This is a genomic window from Streptomyces sp. NPDC102402, assembly GCF_044765765.1.
In the GTDB taxonomy this organism is placed as follows: Bacteria; Actinomycetota; Actinomycetes; order Streptomycetales; family Streptomycetaceae; genus Streptomyces.
Genome location: NZ_JBIWKR010000020.1, coordinates 21,487 through 34,897, shown reverse-complemented (window position 1 = coordinate 34,897; position 13,411 = coordinate 21,487). Strand labels below are relative to the sequence as shown.

Sequence of the window (13,411 nt, the reverse complement as noted above, 5' to 3'; positions counted from 1 at the left end):
GGGGTACAGCCCCCACCACCACCGGACACGGGGGATTTCCCCCGCACGGCCGGGGTGATGGCGCCATGGCTCCCGCAGGCCCGCCCTCCGTACGTTTGACGAGGTCAGCGCAGATGCCCAGAAACCGGAGACGTCATGCCCCAGGCGGTAGCAGCCCCCGTTGCGCAGAACACCCGCGACGGATCGGAGGGGCCGGCGGAACCCCCGGCCCCCGGAAGTGACTTCGCGCCGCTCCTGAAGACCGTCAAGGGGCAGGGACTCCTCGATCGGCGCACCGGCTGGTACGCGGCGGGGATCGCCGCCAACCTGACCGCCCTCGGAGCCGTGGTCACCGGCATGGTGCTCCTCGGAGACACCTGGTGGAACCTGTTCCTCGCCCTGCCTCTGGCGATCCTGTGGACCCGCACGGCCTTCTTCGGGCACGACGCGGGACACGCCCAGATAACCGGCGACCGCAGAGCCGGCCGGGCCGTCGGCCTCGTGCACGCCAATCTGCTCCTCGGCATGAACGAGGCATGGTGGAACGACAAGCACGTACGCCACCACGCCAACCCGAACCACATAGACAAGGACCCGGACGTCGGGGTCGGCGCCCTGGTGTGGACACAGAAGCAGGCGGCTCAGCGCGAGGGATTCGCCCGCTGGCTCACCCGTAACCAGGCACGCCTCTTCTTCCCGATGCTGCTCCTCGAGGGCATCGCGCTCAAGATCTACGGCTTCCAGTTCCTGCGCCGCCAGCCCGTCCGCGAACGCGCGCTCTCCGGCCTCCTGCTGGCCGGGCACCTCGCGCTGTACGCCACGCTGCTGCTGACCGTCATGTCCCCGGGCAAGGCAGTCGTCTTCGCCCTCGTGCACCACGCGCTGTTCGGTCTCCACCTCGGGATGGCCTTCGCCCCGAACCACAAGGGCATGGAGATGCCCGACCCGGACGGCGACCGCTGGGGACACCTGCAGCGTCAGGTCCTCACCTCGCGCAACGTGCGCGGCGCGGTGCTCACCGACTGGTTCCTCGGCGGGCTGAACTACCAGATCGAGCACCATCTCTTCCCGAGCATGCCGCGTCCCCACCTGCGGCTGGCGCAGCCGCTGGTCAAGGCGCACTGCGCGTCGATCGGGATGCCGTACGCGGAGACGGGGATCATCGAGTCCTACCGGCAGGCGCTCCAGCACATGCACGAGGTCGGCGAACCGCTCCGCTAGGACCTTCCGGCCCGGACCGGGCTCGCGGGCCGTGCGTCCGGGCCCTGTGTCAGGGCCCTGCGTCCGGCCGGTCCGGCCTGATCCGGAGGCACGGCCGCAGGATGCCGGCGGAGAGCTGGAACCGACAGAGGCGCGCAGGCGTTCTCTCACCAGGAGCGGCTCCGGCCGCGGAGGAGGATGGATCATGTCGAACGGCGCAAAGATCGCCATCGGAGGAGTCGTCGCGGCAGTCGTCCTGATTCCGTTCATCGGATTCTGGTGGTCACTGCTGGTCCTCATCGGCGTACCCACGGTGGGATACCTCATGCTCGACCCCTCGCAGAGGCGCAGGCTCCGCAGGATCAGCCGCAAGGAGATCGGGCGCTGAACAGCATCGTCACAGCGGTGAGCAGTAACGGCGAGTACGCCTTCACCAAGCCGAACAGGGGCAGCGTGACGCTCCTGGAGGGGCTCGGCGTGGAGGGCGACGTCCACGCAGGTGTCACGGTCCGGCACCGCTCACGGGTCGCCCAGGACCCGACGCAGCCCAATCTGCGTCAGGTCCACCTCATCCATGAGGAGCTGTTCGCCGAGCTGAGGCGGGCCGGATTCGAGGTCGGCCCGGGTGATCTCGGGGAGAACGTCACCACGAGCGGGATCGATCTCCTCGGCCTCCCGTCGGGGACGCTGCTCCGCCTCGGGGACGACGCCGTCGTCGAGGTGACCGGCCTGCGGAACCCGTGTCTGCAGATCGACCTCTTCCGTGAGGGCCTGCTCAAGCACCTCGTCGGCCGCGCGGACGACGGCACCGTCGTCCGCAGGGCCGGGATCATGGGAGTCGTCAGGGCGGGCGGAGCCGTACGGCCCGGTGACCCGGTCAGGGCCGAGCTGCCCGCCGGACCGCACCGTCCACTGGAGCGCGTGTAGCACGTACGGGCGGTCCGGCCGATCCCTGCGGCCCGAACGCGGCGCCGGGTCAGGAAGGCCGGACGGCCAGTTCGTCGAGCGACTTCAGCAACCCCGGCAGCTCCGGACCGCGGCCGACGGTCATGACCTCGCCCGGCTCCTCGTCCAGGAGGACGAAGGCGATGTCGTCGGTCCTGGCCACGAGGGACCAGCCCGGTCCGTCCGCGCGCAGCGTACGAGCCCCGCCAGGTGCGAAGGCCGAACGGATCCGGCCCGGCGGGGGCGGAGAGGCGACGTAGGCCCGGGCCGCCTCGAGCGCCCTGCGCACGCCGGGGTGCCGGCCGGATCCGTCGGACTTCGCGGCACTCCCGCCGTCGACATCCGGCCCGGTCTCGCCGGCCCGCGAACCACCGTCGGGCGCCCGGTCCCCGGAGGTCCCGAACGCCGTCTCGTCGTCGATCTGCCCGCGCCACGCCGTCCACTGGAGCGCGATCTCGTCCGCGCCGAGCCGCCGCTGCGGAGCTCCCCAGACCTCGGTGTCCGGCGGCGTCAGCGGCGCCGGGCCCTCGCCCTCCGGATCCGGCGACGGGTCGTGGGGCTCGGGCACGCCGGGTGCGCGGACCGCCAGCGCGAGCGGCCATCCCGGCAGCGCGCACACCACCGAGCGGTCGTCGGGGGAGAGGTCGTACTCCATCCCGCAGTCCCACGAGGCGATGGCGACAGCCACGAGCGAGACGTCCTCGACGACGACCGTCCAGCGGGCGCCCCCGCTGTCCTGGCCGAGGACGAGGCCGTACCCCTCCGCGTACGGCTCGAGGCCGAGCGCGGCACACGCTGCCACGTAGTCGTCGCCGAGCACGCTGGGGAACTGCGCGGGGGTCAGCAGCACCGCGGTCAGCACAAACAGCGAGTCGTCGTCCGCGACCGTGTCGTCCGTCCCAGCCACAGCACCCATCCTCATCCCAGATCGCTTGGTCCGTCGGCGCACCTTAACTACTCGGTAACCCTGTCGTCGAGGGTCTGACGAGCGGTAACGGCCACGTGACCCGGGACGCGACCGGCCGGCCGGGGGCGCCGCGGCGGCCCTCGCGCGGTGGTGCCGGCCTCACGGGCGCACGTAAGGTCGTGAGGCCGGCCGACGAGGGGACTGCATGGTGAAGCGGTACGAACGGCTCAGGGAGATCCAGCACCTGGACCCCGAGCGGGACTTCCTGGAGATCTACCGGCTCACCGTGACGTACGAATTCCCCTGGGACGTCACCCGCGCTCTCGAACTCGCCCTGTACCGCACGTACGCCGTGCCCGGCATCGGCCGTCTTCTCGCGACCACCGGGGAACTGACGGAACGTCCGCAGAAGAGGTACGACGACACCGCACTTCTCCTCGACGCCGTCGTCGAGCACGGCTTCGACAGCGAGGAAGGCCGTACCGCCGTCCGCCGGATCAACCGGATGCACCGCAGCTACGACATCAGCAACGACGACATGCGGTACGTGCTGTGCACGTTCGTCGTCACCCCCAAGCGCTGGCTCGACACGTACGGCTGGCGCAAGCTGTCCGGACACGAGCTGCGCGCCTTCGCCGCGTACTACCGCACGCTCGGTGCCCGCATGGGCATCCAGGGCCTGCCGCGGACGTACGAGGAGTTCGAGCGCGTCCTGGACTCCTACGAGGACGAGCACTTCGGCTGGGACGAGGGCGCGCGCTCCGTCTCCGACGCCACGCTCGCCCTGATGGGCTCTCCTGGTATCCGCGCGTGCTCGCCCCCGCCGTACGCCAGGCCACGCTCGCCCTGCTCGACGATCCGCTGCTGCGGGCGTTCCGGTACGAGCGGCCCGGCCCCGTCGTCCGCGGGCTCACCCGCGGCGCGCTGCGCCTGAGGGCCCGCGCCGTGCGGCTCCTGCCCCCGCGCTCCACCGCCCGCTACGCGCGGCAGAACCCCGAGATCAAGGGCTACCCGGACGGTTACGAGGTGGGCCGCCTCGGCACGCACCCCACCCCGGGCGTGCGTGGCTGCCCCGTGCCCCACGACCGGCACCCGGACGCGTCGGCGGACTGAGCCCTGAGACGTCCGCCGAGGAGACGGCGGCCGCTCAGCCGGTGCGCACGGCCAGGGCCAGGTACCGGCTGTCCTCGTCGGTGTAGGCAACGAGCCGCCACCCCGTGTCCGCCAGCAGCGGTGCGAGACGGGGCTCGGCCCGGAGATCGTCGTCCGAGAGGGCCCGGCCGTGCCGTGCTGCCAGAGCGGCCCGTCCGATGGGGTGGAACAGGGCGAGCCTGCCACCCGGGCGCACCACGCGCGCCAGCTCCGAGAGACCCCGTGCCGGGTGCGGGAGATGTGAGACCAGACCGGCGGCGAAGACGGCGTCCAGGGCTCCGTCGCGCAGCGGCAGCCGCGCGACGTCCGCCAGCAACAGCGAGCCGCTCGCCCCCCTTTCCGCTCGCAGCGCCGCGTCCAGCATGGCCGGGGTCAGGTCGGCCCCCAGCACCGTGCCCCCGGGTCCGACCGCCGCGCGAAGGGCCGGAAGGGCCCGCCCGGTACCGCAGCCCGCGTCGAGCACGGCGCCCCCGGGACGCAGACCGAGCTCGCGGGCCGCCGCGGCATAGGCGGGGCCGTCATCGGGGAAGCGGCTGTCCCAGTCGGCCGCCCGCGGGGTGAAGAAGTCCTGGACGTGCGTGTGGTCGTCGGCCATGAGGACATGATCGCGCAGTCCGCACCCGAGCGAAACGATGCGGAGCTGTGCACACGTTCGAACTCTGCCCGATCGTTCGGGAACATCTCTCTGTCATATCCCAGCACCTTTCGAAATGCGCCCCTGGTGTGCGTCCAGGAGCGGGCTAGCGTCCCGGACCCATGGGACACCTGGACCACGCCACCTTCGGCTGGCTGACACCCGTGCTGTCGTACGCGATGGCGTCGATCGGCGCCGCACTCGGACTGCGCTGCACCGTGCGCGCACTCGCAACCCGCGGGCGTTCACGCCGGAACTGGCTCCTCACGGCCGCATCCGCTCTCGGCACGGGAATCTGGACGATGCACTTCGTCGCCATGCTCGGATTCGGTGTCACCGGCACGGACATCCGTTACGACGTGCCGCTCACCCTGCTCAGCCTGCTCGTCGCCATGCTGGTGGTGGGGGCGGGGGTCTTCACCGTCGGCTACGGCCGTGAGCGGTCGAGAGCCCTGCTCATCGGCGGCCTGACCACCGGGCTCGGCGTCGCCAGCATGCACTACCTGGGCATGGCCGCACTGCGCCTCCACGGCACCGTCTCCTACGATCCGCTGCGTGTGGCGATCTCGGTCGGCATCGCCGTCGTCGCCGCCACAGCGGCACTCTGGGCCGCACTCAACATCAGGTCACCCGGGGCCGTGGCCCTCGCGTCGCTCGTCATGGGCGCCGCGGTGAGCAGCATGCACTACAGCGGCATGCTGGCGGTCGGGGTCCGGGTCGCGCCATCGGGATCCGCACTTCCCGGCGCGACGGTGATGCAGTTCATCTTTCCCCTCGCCGTCGGCCTCGGTTCGTACCTCTTCCTCACCTCGGCGTTCGTCGCCCTCTCGCCGGCCGCCCGGGAACACACGGCCGGAGCTCCCTCCGCGGCCCTCGACGACTCCCCTGCCGAGCGGACCGCGAGAGCGGCCGCCCCCTGACCGCCGCCGGACCCGCGGTCCCTGCCGCACAGCACTCGGGGCACAGAGCTCCCCACCCGGAACGAGGAGGCCATGCGCACACCCGCACCACGACCCCGGCACACCCCGGCGGGCCGGTGACACCGCCGCGCGGACGACGCGCTCACGCCGGACCGCCCGCGGACGAACGGCCCCGCCGCTCGGCAGGGCCGCCGTCGCCCGGAGGGCCCCCTCAGGGACGCGGGTCCCTGCGCCCCCGGACCGTACGGGCGAAGATCATCTCGCTGCTGATGGTGCCGGTCGTCTCCCTTCTCGCCCTCTGGGGATTCGCCACCGTCACCACGGCCCAGGACATGGCACTCCTGCGCGAGGTCCAGCGCGTGGACGGCATGGTGCGTGCCCCGGTCGCCTCGGCCACCGGCGCCCTGCAGAACGAACGGACGGCGGCGCTCCGCCAGCTGGCCGCCCCCGGCGCCGACCACGCCGCCGCGCTGAAGGAGCGGGCCGCGCGGACGGACGCCGCGCTGGAAGCCCTGAGCCTGGGCGACGAGCACACTGTGGCCGACGCGGGCGTGCTTCCCACGGGACCTGCCGCACGGCTCGCCGCGTTCCTGGGCCGCACGGAGCAGTTGCCCACCCTGCGGGCTCGCCTCCTGGACACGTCGGGGAAGGCCTCCGGCGGTTCCCCGGCCACGGAGACCGAGACGCGCACCGCCTATGCGCGGTACACCGAGACCATCACCGCGGCCTTCGCGGTCTCCGGGGCCCTGACCGGTACGCAGGACGCCGAGACCGGCTCCGGGACGCGTGTCCTGCTCGAACTCGCCCGGAGCGGGGAGATGCTGGCCCGTGAGGAGGCACTGCTGGCGTCGGCCGCGCTCGCCGGGAGACTCGACGGGGAACAACTGCGCCTGTTCACCGGAGCCGTGGCGACCCGCCGGACCCTGGCCGAGGCGGCCGGGGCCGATCTGCCCGCCGCCGGGCGGCCGGCATGGCGGTCCCTGGAGAGGAGCGGTGCCCTGCGAAGGCTCACGGCGGCCGAGGACGCGGTGCTGGCCGGCCCGCCCGGCCGCCGTGCGGCGAAGGCGGTGCCCGACGGCTGGGGGAGGGACGTGACCGCGGTGCGCACCGGACTGCGCGCCGTCGGGACGGCGGCCGGCGAGCGGGCCACCGACGGGCCCGGCCCCTTCGCGCACGCCTTGTACAGCCCGGCCGGGGCGGCCGTCCTCCTCGGGTTCCTCGCTGTCGTCGCCTCCTTGATGATCTCCGTACGGATCGGCCGCGCGCTCGTCGTCGAACTCGTCGGACTGCGCGACAGCGCGCTGGACGTCGCGTGGCGCAAACTGCCTCACGCCATGCAGCGGCTGCGTGCCGGCGAGGAGATCGACGTGCGGGACGAAGCCCCGGCCGGGCGCACGTCACCCGACGAGATCGGACAGGTCGCCGAAGCCCTGGACACCGTGCACCGCGCGGCCCTCGACGCCGCGGTCGAGCGCGCCGAACTCGCCAGCGGCATCTCCGGGGTCTTCGTCAACCTCGCCCGCCGCAGCCAGGTCCTCGTCCACCGCCAGCTCGCGCTCCTCGACGGCATGGAGCGCCGGACCGACGACCCGGGCGAACTCGGTGACCTGTTCCGCCTCGACCACCTCACCACCCGCATGCGCCGGCACGCCGAGAGCCTGATCATCCTCTCCGGTGCCGCTCCCGGCCGCGCCTGGCGGAGGCCCGTACCCCTGACCGACGTCGTGCGCGCGGCGGTCTCGGAGATCGAGGACTACGCGCGCGTGGAGGTACGGGCGCTGCCGGACGCCGGAGTGAAGGGCACCGGGGTGGCCGACCTCACGCATCTGCTGGCCGAACTCGTCGAGAACGCGGCCCAGTTCTCGCCACCCCACACCAAGGTCCGGATCAGCGGCGAGCTCGTGGGCAACGGGTACGCCCTGGAGATCGAGGACCGTGGGCTCGGCATGGGCAAGGAACTGCTCGACGAGGCCAACCGGCGCATCGAGCAGTCCGAGACCCTCGACCTCTTCGACAGCGACCGGCTCGGCCTCTTCGTCGTCAGCAGGCTCTCCGCCCGTCACCACATCAAGGTGCAGCTGCGCACCTCCGCGTACGGAGGGACGACCGCGGTGGTGCTGCTGCCCACCGCACTGCTCCAGAGCGGGCACCCGGCGGGCTCACCGGCCCGTCCGGCGGACGCCGAGGACAGGCCGACCACCGTCGCCGGCAACGGCGCGCACCGGGGGACCGGTGCCGCGCCCCGGCCCACGCAACCGCGCCCCGACGCATTCCCCGCGCCGGTCGCCGTACCAGCACTCGAACCGAGCGCGGAGTCCGCCGGGCGTACGGAACCACGCCCCGGCGCCGCACCGGTGACCACCCTCCACCGGCGCTCCCGTTCCGCCGGCGACGACGGAGAACTGCCGCGCCGCGTCCGGCAGGCCAGCCTCGTCCCCCAACTGCGCACGCGACCAGCGCCGGAGGAGCCGTACACCGACGGGCCGGCACCCGCGGTCGGACGTACCCCGGAGCAAGCACGCGACCGGATGACCGCCTACCGGGACGGATGGGTCCGCGGCGGCGGGGACGGCCCGGGGAAAGACCCCCGGGCCCGTTCCGCTCCCGGATCCGCGTCCCCGTTCCGCCGGCACACCGAAGGAGACCAGACATGATCGTGAACGAGAGGCCCGGAAGGGCGTCCCGGCGCTCCGGCGAGCTCGACTGGCTGCTGGACGACCTGGCCGCCCGGATCGCCGGCATCCGCCACGCCGTCGTCCTGAGCAACGACGGTCTCGCCGTCGGAGCGTCGCATGCGCTGACCCGCGAGGACGCGGAACACCTCGCGGCCGTCGCATCGGGCTTCAACAGCCTCGCGAAGGGCACGGGACGGCACTTCGGGGCCGGGGCCGTGCGGCAGACGATGGTCGAGATGGACGACGGCTTCCTGTTCGTCGTGGCCGCGGGGGACGGTTCCTGCCTCACCGTGCTGAGCAACGCGTTCGCGGACGTCGGCCTTGTGGCCTACGAGATGGCGCGCCTGGTGAAGCGGGTCGGCGAGCACCTCGACACCCCGGTGAGGCTCGCCGGACCACCGGCGACGGGCTGAGGACGGACACGTGCGGATGAGCGAGAGCGGAGTGCCGCCGGGGCGCACGGACGGTGCATCGCCGGCCGCCGGACACGTCGGACCGCCGGGCGGCGACGGCCCGTCCCCGGCCGAGCACGGGGTCCCACCCGGCAGCCAGTGGTACGACGCCGAGGCGGGCCCCCTGGTCCGCCCCTACGCGGTCACCGGGGGCCGGACACAGCCGGGTCCCAGCGGGGTGCGGTTCGACCTGATAGCCCTCGTGGCGGCCGACGACGGCGCTGAGGCACGTGAGGGCGGAGCGCTGCTGGGCCCCGAGCACCGTGCCCTGCTCGTCCTGTGCCGTGACGAGATCCAGTCGGTCGCGGAACTGTCCGCGGACGCCGACCTGCCGGTCGGAGTGGTGCGGGTGCTTCTCGGTGACCTGCTCGAAGCCGGCTGCGTCCGGGTCAGCCGGCCCGTCCCGCCCGCGTGCCTGCCCGACGAGCGCATCCTGCGCGAGGTGATCGACGGACTCCGGGCGCTCTGAGAGCTCCGGTACGGGGCGTGCGGGCCGGTATCGGTCGTGCGCGCCGCCCACTCACAAAGGATTGCGGCTTCAACCGGGCAGCGAACGGACGCGTCCGGACACATAGGTCAAAATCCGTTCACTCCCTTCGGCGACTGGCTCTGCTTGCCATGCTGTCGCCCCTACTGACGGCACTCGCGAGAGAAGTGATCGATGTCCTCCGAGCATGTGGACAGCACGGGTGAGGAAGAGGCCGGGGAATCCGGGGCACTCGCCCTGAAGATATTGGTCGCCGGCGGCTTCGGCGTCGGGAAGACGACACTCGTCGGCGCGGTGAGCGAGATCCGGCCCCTGCGGACCGAAGAACTGCTCAGTGAGGCCGGACAGTCCGTGGACGACACCGGCGGGGTGGATCAGAAGACCACGACCACGGTCGCCATGGACTTCGGGCGCATCACCATCCGTTCGGGCCTTTCGCTCTATCTGTTCGGCACGCCGGGCCAGGACCGGTTCTGGTTCCTGTGGGACGAGCTCTCGCAGGGCGCGCTCGGAGCCGTCGTCCTGGCCGACACCCGGCGTCTCGAGGACTGCTTCCCGGCCGTCGACTACTTCGAGCACCGCCGCATCCCGTTCGTCGTCGCCGTCAACTGCTTCTCGGGCGCACGGACCTACGCCGAGGACGACGTCTCGCGGGCACTGGATCTGGACGGGGGTACGCCCGTGGTCCTGTGCGACGCGCGTGACCGCGCCTCCGGGAAGGAGGTCCTGATCCGCATGGTCGAGTACGCCGGAAGGATGCACACCGCCCGGCTCCTCGACTCGGTCGGCCAGGCGTCAGGATCCGGATGAGCCAGGAGCCCGGCATGGTCATCCGGATCTCCGGCCCCGCGCCGGACGCCCGTCCTGGGAGCGGGCGGGCCGTGGCGCGAAGCAGCGCCTCCGGCGTGGGGAGGCGCTTGCCCGTGGAGGAGCCGTGCGCAAGGCTTGCGCGGAACGCGGGGAACGGATGAACGGGGAGGAAGAGCACATGGCGCTGGACCGGGGACTCGACTGGCTCCTTGACGATCTCACCAGCCGGGTGGAACACATCACGCACGCCCTGGTGCTGTCGAACGACGGGCTGGTGACCGGAGCGAGCACCAGTCTGGCCCGGGAGGACGCGGAGCACCTGGCGGCCGTCTCGTCCGGACTGCAGAGCCTGGCCCGGGGGTCGGGGCGTCACTTCGGGGCGGGCAGAGCACGTCAGACCATGGTGGAGTTCGACGAGGCACTGCTCTTCGTGACGGCGGCGGGGGACGGCAGCTGTCTGTGCGTCCTGAGCACCGCCGAGGCCGATGTGGGGCAGGTCGCCTACGAGATGACCCTGCTGGTCAACAGAGTGGGCGAGCACCTAGGCGTGAGCGCACGGCAGAGCGTCGAAGGCTTCTGACCTGCATCTTCAGTGGGTTCTCGGGAGTTGTCCACAGGCTCCCCGAGAGTTTCCTCCCCCGGATACCGTGATCACACAGAGTGTTGGACTCACGGGGGAGGAAAGCATGGCCGTCGAGGAAGTCATGTCCGTCACGGAAGAGACCGGCACCGGTGCCGTCGCTGCGCCGACGCCGGTGTGCGTGTCCGCGGGGCGCGCGGCTCAGGAACTGTGCCTGAAGCGCGGTGAATTCGATCTGGCCGTCCACCTGGGCCTGATCGGGGCGGAGCCGGCACGGGGAGGGGCGAGGCCCCGGATCCGCAGGCAGGAGATCGACCGGCTGCGCGCTCGCCCGGGATTCCCGGAATCGCTCCGGGACCAGGTGAGTACAGCGGGCACGGCGGAAGGTGCCACGCTGCTCGGAGTCAGCCCCGTGCGCTTCACGGGCCTGGCGCGCATCGGGTGCGTCTCACCGGTCGCGTTCTATCTGAACCGCTACCGGGCGGTGGTCTGGCTCTACCTGGTGGACGAACTCCTCGCCTTCGCCGCGCGGGAGCCCGATCTGATCGCGGGAAGGAGCCCGGCGGGCATGCGGACCATGCTGCAGGCGGGCACCGACTGGCGTGCGCGCAACTGGCGTGCACGCAGGATCGACCGGCTGCTGAGCCGTGCGGCCGACCCGTGGGCGTGCGCGGCCCTGCATGCCTCGGCTCTGGACCCGGTGCAGCTCGCGGAGGTCGTGGAGGATCCGTACGAGCGCGCCTACCTGGCCCGGATGCAGCCCGATGCCGCAGCCGGGGGCCAGGGATCGGTCGCAGGGAGGGAAGCCATGGCGAGGCTGCTGCTGGCCGACGATCCGGACGAGATCCTTTGGCGTCGCGTGAATCTGACGCTGGAGCTCGATCGGGCGCGCGCGATCCGCCCCGCCCCACGGCCCGGATGCGGCCCCACCCTCCACCAAGGGCCCGACGGACCGGCCGTCAGGCGAACGGGGCCCGCCTCCCTGTGGGACGGCCGGGCGCCGGGCCGCACCCGTGAACACCCCGGTGCACGGCGAGGGCTGCTGTCCAGGATCGGGCTGCACCGGCCCGCGCGCAAAGATCACTGAAGGGATTGCACGGTGCCGCCCGACCCGGCATCTTGAGCCCATGATGATCAGAGAAGCCACCACCGAGGACTGGCCCGCCATCTGGCCGTTCTTCCACACCGTCGTCGCCGCGGGCGAGACCTTCACCTACCCCGTGGACCTCGGCGAGGACGTGGCCCGGAGCTGGTGGCTCCTCCCGGACCCCGACCGTACGGTCGTCGCGGTGGACGAGGCCGGGACGGTCCTGGGCACGGCCAAGATGAACAGGAACCACATGGGCAACGGCTCGCACGTCGCCAGTGCCAGTTACATGGTCGCCCCCGAGCACTCCGGCAGGGGCGTCGGCCGGGCGCTGTGCGCGTACACCGTGAACTGGGCGCGTGAGGCCGGCTACCGGGCCATGCAGTTCAATGCCGTCGTGGAGACGAACACCCACGCCGTGCGGCTGTACCGGACCCTCGGCTTCGACATCATCGGGACCCTGCCCGAGGGGTTCAAGCACCCCACCGAGGGCTACGTGGGTCTGCACATCATGCACAAGGCTCTGTGAACGCACCTCACAAGCGCCCGGAAGTTCTGTGAGGACAGTGGCTTCCGGCCATCCTGACGTGTCCGGCATGTCACAAGTAGCGGCGATCTGGGAACGGTTGGTGCATCGCTGAGCTGTGGGGCGGGTGCGCCTCCTGAGGCAGGGGGCAGTACTGTGCGCCCCACCGCCCTTCCGGCGGTGAACTCATATGGAGGAAGAATCCATGACCATACCCAGGAGATCGTGGCGTGGCGCGGGAGCATTCGCGGCCGCTGCGGTAGTCGGTCTGGCAGGCGGGGTCATCTCCGCCGGTCCGGCCGCAGCTCACACCCCCACCTGGGCCGTGACCTGCTCCGAAGTGACGCTCAACCTGACGGCCTACTCGGGCAGCGCCACCAACGAGGTGACGGTCTCCGTAGTGGGCGGCGACGAGCTGCTCGCCACGACCAAGTTCGGCCGCGACTTCCGCACCGAGACGCCGCTCCAGCTCCCGAAGCACGACAAGGAGCTGACCGTTCGCCTCGTCGTCAAGGCCGGGGACGACGACAAGTACAGCGTCGAGGACGAGAAGACGGCTCCCGTCTGCGAAGGTGACACCCCGTCGCCCACGCCGACCGAGGAGACGCCCTCCGAGGCCCCGAGCACCGAGCCGCCGACCTCGGCCCCCGAGCCGAGTGAGACGCCGAGCGAGACCGCCACGGAGGCCGCGCCCGCGCCGGCCGAGCCGAGCAGCAGCGCCCCGGACCTCGCCGAGACCGGCTCGTCGTCCGCCACGCCCGTCATCGGCGGAGCCGCTCTCGCGGTCCTCCTCGCCGGCGGCGGCATCCTGTGGTCCGTCCGCAAGCTCCGCAGCACGCAGCACTGACGCGTTCGAGACACTCCGGCTCGGTGGTGAGTGCACGCCGGCGAGCCGGACGGGGGCGTATCGCAACAACTCCGTTGCGGTACGCCCCCGTGGCGTTCCCCCGCAGCCGCAGCCGCAGCCGCAGCCGCAGCCGCAGCCGCAGCCGCAGCCGCAGCCGCAGCCGCAGCCGCGGCCGCAGGCCGACATTCGTCGTAGCCTTCGTGCGCCCTT

Annotated in this window: 14 protein-coding genes and 1 pseudogene; 13 read left to right on the top strand and 2 right to left on the bottom strand. The window is 72.0% G+C overall.

What is annotated here, in order from left to right; genetic code table 11:
- The first annotated feature begins 135 nt into the window (after window positions 1–135).
- The 3 genes from ACIRJR_RS33660 (at window position 136) to ACIRJR_RS33650 (ending at window position 2,106) form a co-directional block, all read left to right on the top strand.
- The gene (locus ACIRJR_RS33660) at window positions 136–1,200 is read left to right on the top strand and encodes a fatty acid desaturase family protein (protein ID WP_403787932.1); all 1,065 of its coding nucleotides are present in this window, start codon (window positions 136–138) and stop codon (window positions 1,198–1,200) included.
- Window positions 1,201–1,384: 184 nt separating this feature from the next.
- On the top strand, window positions 1,385–1,567 hold the full coding sequence (locus ACIRJR_RS33655; protein WP_028442276.1) for a hypothetical protein: 183 nt from the start codon (window positions 1,385–1,387) through the stop codon (window positions 1,565–1,567).
- A complete protein-coding gene (locus tag ACIRJR_RS33650) occupies window positions 1,564–2,106 on the top strand; it encodes an MOSC domain-containing protein (protein WP_403788050.1) in 543 nt (180 codons plus the stop codon). Before ACIRJR_RS33655 ends, ACIRJR_RS33650 begins: the two co-directional genes overlap by 4 nt.
- Before the next feature lie 49 nt (window positions 2,107–2,155).
- On the opposite strand, the gene ACIRJR_RS33645 is transcribed toward ACIRJR_RS33650, so the two are convergent.
- The gene (locus tag ACIRJR_RS33645; RefSeq protein ID WP_403787930.1) at window positions 2,156–3,031 is read right to left on the bottom strand and encodes a hypothetical protein; all 876 of its coding nucleotides are present in this window, start codon (window positions 3,029–3,031) and stop codon (window positions 2,156–2,158) included.
- A 205-nt stretch (window positions 3,032–3,236) separates the two neighbouring features.
- Here ACIRJR_RS33645 and ACIRJR_RS33640 point away from each other — a divergent pair.
- Window positions 3,237–4,144 (top strand): annotated as a pseudogene (locus tag ACIRJR_RS33640) (oxygenase MpaB family protein).
- Window positions 4,145–4,178: 34 nt separating this feature from the next.
- Here ACIRJR_RS33640 and ACIRJR_RS33635 read toward each other — a convergent pair.
- Window positions 4,179–4,778: a class I SAM-dependent methyltransferase gene (locus ACIRJR_RS33635; RefSeq protein WP_403787928.1), complete on the bottom strand. Its 600-nt coding sequence runs from the start codon at window positions 4,776–4,778 to the stop codon at window positions 4,179–4,181.
- A 161-nt stretch (window positions 4,779–4,939) separates the two neighbouring features.
- Here ACIRJR_RS33635 and ACIRJR_RS33630 point away from each other — a divergent pair, with 161 nt between their 5' ends.
- From ACIRJR_RS33630 to ACIRJR_RS33590, 9 genes are all read left to right on the top strand, one after another.
- A complete protein-coding gene (locus ACIRJR_RS33630; protein WP_403787926.1) occupies window positions 4,940–5,737 on the top strand; it encodes an MHYT domain-containing protein in 798 nt (265 codons plus the stop codon).
- 269 nt (window positions 5,738–6,006) lie between these two features.
- Window positions 6,007–8,391, top strand: coding sequence for a nitrate- and nitrite sensing domain-containing protein (locus ACIRJR_RS33625; RefSeq protein ID WP_403787924.1), 2,385 nt, complete (start codon window positions 6,007–6,009; stop codon window positions 8,389–8,391).
- The gene (locus ACIRJR_RS33620) at window positions 8,388–8,825 is read left to right on the top strand and encodes a roadblock/LC7 domain-containing protein (protein WP_403787922.1); all 438 of its coding nucleotides are present in this window, start codon (window positions 8,388–8,390) and stop codon (window positions 8,823–8,825) included. The genes ACIRJR_RS33625 and ACIRJR_RS33620 overlap by 4 nt, the downstream gene beginning before the upstream one ends.
- 16 nt (window positions 8,826–8,841) lie before the next feature.
- Complete coding sequence (locus ACIRJR_RS33615; protein WP_403787920.1) at window positions 8,842–9,333, top strand: DUF742 domain-containing protein; 492 nt, start codon at window positions 8,842–8,844, stop codon at window positions 9,331–9,333.
- A 192-nt stretch (window positions 9,334–9,525) separates the two neighbouring features.
- Window positions 9,526–10,161: a GTP-binding protein gene (locus tag ACIRJR_RS33610; protein WP_403787918.1), complete on the top strand. Its 636-nt coding sequence runs from the start codon at window positions 9,526–9,528 to the stop codon at window positions 10,159–10,161.
- Between the two features lie 178 nt (window positions 10,162–10,339).
- Window positions 10,340–10,741: a roadblock/LC7 domain-containing protein gene (locus tag ACIRJR_RS33605; RefSeq protein ID WP_403787916.1), complete on the top strand. Its 402-nt coding sequence runs from the start codon at window positions 10,340–10,342 to the stop codon at window positions 10,739–10,741.
- Between the two features lie 106 nt (window positions 10,742–10,847).
- Entirely contained in the window at window positions 10,848–11,828 is a 981-nt protein-coding gene (locus ACIRJR_RS33600) for a DUF6397 family protein (protein WP_403787914.1), read from the top strand.
- Between the two features lie 40 nt (window positions 11,829–11,868).
- Window positions 11,869–12,357, top strand: a complete 489-nt coding sequence (locus tag ACIRJR_RS33595) for a GNAT family N-acetyltransferase (protein WP_403787912.1) — start codon at window positions 11,869–11,871, stop codon at window positions 12,355–12,357.
- Window positions 12,358–12,559: 202 nt separating this feature from the next.
- Entirely contained in the window at window positions 12,560–13,201 is a 642-nt protein-coding gene (locus tag ACIRJR_RS33590) for an LAETG motif-containing sortase-dependent surface protein (protein ID WP_403787910.1), read from the top strand.
- Window positions 13,202–13,411: the final 210 nt, after the last annotated feature.

What these genes read in the sequence shown, in the direction of transcription:
- ACIRJR_RS33625 (WP_403787924.1), top strand. Translation starts at nt 6,007, where the DNA reads ATGGTGCCGGTCGTCTCCCTTCTCGCCCTCTGGGGATTCGCCACCGTC.
- ACIRJR_RS33610 (WP_403787918.1), top strand. Translation starts at nt 9,526, where the DNA reads ATGTCCTCCGAGCATGTGGACAGCACGGGTGAGGAAGAGGCCGGGGAA.
- ACIRJR_RS33590 (WP_403787910.1), top strand. Translation starts at nt 12,560, where the DNA reads ATGACCATACCCAGGAGATCGTGGCGTGGCGCGGGAGCATTCGCGGCC.
- ACIRJR_RS33595 (WP_403787912.1), top strand. Translation starts at nt 11,869, where the DNA reads ATGATGATCAGAGAAGCCACCACCGAGGACTGGCCCGCCATCTGGCCG.
- ACIRJR_RS33655 (WP_028442276.1), top strand. Translation starts at nt 1,385, where the DNA reads ATGTCGAACGGCGCAAAGATCGCCATCGGAGGAGTCGTCGCGGCAGTC.
- ACIRJR_RS33620 (WP_403787922.1), top strand. Translation starts at nt 8,388, where the DNA reads ATGATCGTGAACGAGAGGCCCGGAAGGGCGTCCCGGCGCTCCGGCGAG.
- ACIRJR_RS33615 (WP_403787920.1), top strand. Translation starts at nt 8,842, where the DNA reads ATGAGCGAGAGCGGAGTGCCGCCGGGGCGCACGGACGGTGCATCGCCG.
- ACIRJR_RS33630 (WP_403787926.1), top strand. Translation starts at nt 4,940, where the DNA reads ATGGGACACCTGGACCACGCCACCTTCGGCTGGCTGACACCCGTGCTG.
- ACIRJR_RS33600 (WP_403787914.1), top strand. Translation starts at nt 10,848, where the DNA reads ATGGCCGTCGAGGAAGTCATGTCCGTCACGGAAGAGACCGGCACCGGT.
- ACIRJR_RS33660 (WP_403787932.1), top strand. Translation starts at nt 136, where the DNA reads ATGCCCCAGGCGGTAGCAGCCCCCGTTGCGCAGAACACCCGCGACGGA.
- ACIRJR_RS33635 (WP_403787928.1), bottom strand. Translation starts at nt 4,778, where the DNA reads ATGGCCGACGACCACACGCACGTCCAGGACTTCTTCACCCCGCGGGCG.
- ACIRJR_RS33605 (WP_403787916.1), top strand. Translation starts at nt 10,340, where the DNA reads ATGGCGCTGGACCGGGGACTCGACTGGCTCCTTGACGATCTCACCAGC.